The sequence below is a fragment of the Frankia sp. AgKG'84/4 genome (assembly GCF_023242965.2).
Lineage (GTDB): Bacteria > Actinomycetota > Actinomycetes > Frankiales > Frankiaceae > Frankia.
The window spans coordinates 1-2964 of record NZ_JALKFU020000621.1 but is presented as its reverse complement, the minus strand read 5'-3'; the positions used below and the strand labels follow the sequence as shown (position 1 = coordinate 2964).

The window sequence follows — 2964 nt, the reverse complement described above, 5'->3', positions numbered from 1 at the left end:
GCGAGGTCCAGCAGCGCGGAGAGCCGTTCCGCCCGGGCCAGCAACGCGTGCGCGCCCGGCGGATGACCGGGGCCCAGGCCCGGCCCGGGCTCGGCCTCGCCACGGTCGCGCAGCAGTGCCATCACCTCGGGGCGGGCACTGGCGATGTCGAGGTTCACCAGGTCGGCCGTCGTCGTCCGGATGGCGTCGCTGAGCTCATGCTCGGCCGCGCGCAGCCCCACGCCCGGCGGCGGCACCCGGCCCGCCGACAGCACCCGCCAGTGCACCGATTCCAACCGGCCCTCCACCGACGGGCCGTGCACCACCACCCCGGGGACGAGCGCCAACGGCGGCACCGGCCCGACGACGATGACAGCCTCGCCCGCCGTGATCGCGTCCCGGTTGACCTCCGGCGGCCCGGGCAGGCCGGCGGCGTCGCCCGGGATGGGCAGCACCAGCCGCAGCCGCTCCGCCCCCGCCGCGCGCAGCGCGCCGAGGCCGAGGACGAGTGGCTCGTCGCCGAGGGTGTGCGGCGCGGGGACGCCGCCGAGCGCGTGGTGCACCTGCGTGATCACGTCGTCGAGCCCGACGAGCCCGGCGAGCCACGCGTTGCCCCAGCCGGTGAGGACGCCGGACCGGGGCGAGGCTGACAGGGCGGGAAGCACACGCCTAGGGTAGGCAATCGCGGCGGCCTCACGCGCGCCTGGGCGGACTCCGGGTCCAGTTTTCCGCCCCGGACGGGCCGGGATCGCCCTTCGGCAGACACCGCCCGGCCAGCCATGGCAGCCCGACACTGAGCAGCCAGTACCCGTGCCGCAGCGTCCCCGGTGCCGGGATCTCGCTTTCGGGTGGGTCCGGGCGCGGGGCCCAGGCCGGGGGGCTGACAGGTGGTACCCCGGCCGCGGCGAGGCGCAGCGCGAACGCCTGCGCGATGAGCTCGTGCCCGTACGGCCCCGGGTGCACCCGGTCGACGTCGAAGGTCGAGCGGCGGCGTACGGCGGGATGGCGGGCGAGGTCGACGACGAGTACGCCGGGGTCGGCGCGCGCCGTGGCGTGCACGGCGGCGTTGAGCCGCCCCACCCGGTCGCTGAGCAGCCCCGCCAGCGGCCCCGGCAGCCGCAGCAGCCGGCCCGGGTCGGGCATGGTCGCGGTCACCACCGTCGCTCCCTGTGCCCGCAGCCGGCCCACCGTCCACACCAGGTCCTGGCGCAGCCGTAGCGGGTCGAAGGACGGTTTCAGCACGTCGTTCATGCCGGCGACGACGGTGGCGACCTGCGGGGCGAGGGCGAGCGCGACGGGTAGCTGGCGGGTCCGCACAGCCTGCGCGGTCGCCCCGGTGGTGGCGAGGTTGGTGTACTCGACGGCGCCGGGCGGCCCGAGCCGTTCGGCGAGGCGGGCGGCGAAGCCGCGGGCCGGCGCGCCGTGGCGACGCTCCCGGCCCATCGTCACCCCGTCGCCGAGCCCGACGGTGATGCTGTCGCCCAGCGCGACGAACCGCGGCGGGCCTGCGGCGGCCACGTCGACCGCCTCAGGCGGCCAGGGGCGCCGGGGGAAGGGCGCCCGGCCCGCCGCCGGTCACCGTCCGCCCGTCGCCGATCCGGACCCGGCCCGGGTGGGCCACGGGGAGGTCGGTGTCGAAGCCGGCGTCGCTGGTGCTGGTGGGCCTGGTCTCCGTTGCACGGTGGGTGTCGGTGTGGCAGGCGAGGAAGCCGTCGACGGTGGCGGACCAGGTGAAGCCCTCGGCGCGGGCGCGGGCGGCCCCGCGGCGGGCGGCCCGTTCGGCCGGTGTGACGTCGAGGAGCTCCAGGGCGGCGTCGGCGAACGTGAAGCCGCTGCCGGCGGCCACCAGGCCCACGCCGGGCACCATCAGCTCGGCCAGCGCGCTGGCGTGGTGCGCGACGACCGGCGTCCCGCTGGCCAGTGTCTCCAGGGCGGCGAGCCCGAACGTCTCCACCGGGCCGGGGGCGAACGCGACGTCGGCGCTCGCCAGCAGCTCGGCGAGGCGGTGGCGGTCGGCGACGAAACCGAGGAAGGTCACCGGCAGGCCGGCAGCGCGCCGTTCGAGCCGCCCGCGGGCCGCCCCGTCGCCGGCGATGACCAGGCGCACCGGCACGCGGCGGCGGACCAGCTCGGCGACGGCGTCGACGGCAAGATCGACCCGCTTCTCCGGGGACAGCCGGCTGGTGACGACCAGCAGCGCCTCCCGGTCGCGGGCGAAGGCCCGCCGCAGCGTGCGGTCACGGCAGTCCGGGTGGAACCCGTCGAGCTCGACACCGAGGGGGATGTGGCGCAGGTTCGGCGCGGCGATCCGGACGAACTCGGCCCCGGCCCACGCCGTCGTGGTCACCACCGTGCCGAAGGAACCGGCCAGGGCCGCGTTGGCCCGGTCGGCCGCCGCGGTGACCGGCAGGACGCCGCGCAGCGACGGGGGCGTCCAGGTGCCGAGGAGCCGGTCGAGGCGTTCGTGGCTGACGACGAGCGAGGGCACCCCGCGCCGGCGCGCCCACCGGCCCAGCGGCGCCAGCGTCGCCCGGTCGTGGACCTCCAGACGATCGGGCCGCTCCTGGTCGAGCAGGGCCGCGACACGCCACGGCTGGGTGATGATCCGGTAGCCGGTGCCGGCGAGGCGCGGTGCGCGCACCCGCAGCACGCGGGCGTGCGGCGTCTGCTCCTCGCCGTCGCGGTCCCCGGGCACGATCTGGACGACCTCGTGCCCGGCCCCCGCGTAGCCCGCCGCGAGGTGGCCCAACGTCGTCCGGATGCCGCCGGAGTTCGGTGCGACGAAGTTCGCCGCCTGCACGATCTTCATGCTGGGCACCTGCCGTCTCGGTTGACCGCGTCCCCGTGGAGCGGTGTCGGTGCGTGCGTGTCCCTCGCGCGACCGGTTGCGGCCCCGGCCGGTAGGGCCGGGAGAGAGAGGGGCGCCGGGTGGTGGCCGCGCGGCGCGTACCGGGCGCGTGGCCACCCGTGCGGGCCGGGGAAGGC

3 protein-coding genes are annotated in these 2964 nt (G+C 77.5%); all 3 read right to left on the bottom strand.

Features of this window, described 5'->3' with window-relative positions:
- On the bottom strand, window positions 1-644 hold a 644-nt coding region (locus MXD58_RS24125), incomplete at its 3' end, for an Rv1486c family protein (protein WP_250609985.1).
- A 28-nt stretch (window positions 645-672) separates the two neighbouring features.
- Window positions 673-1497, bottom strand: a complete 825-nt coding sequence (locus MXD58_RS24120) for an SGNH/GDSL hydrolase family protein (protein ID WP_248840703.1) — start codon at window positions 1495-1497, stop codon at window positions 673-675.
- Window positions 1498-1507: 10 nt separating this feature from the next.
- On the bottom strand, window positions 1508-2788 hold the full coding sequence (locus MXD58_RS24115; protein WP_248840702.1) for a glycosyltransferase: 1281 nt from the start codon (window positions 2786-2788) through the stop codon (window positions 1508-1510).
- Window positions 2789-2964 lie beyond the last annotated feature (176 nt).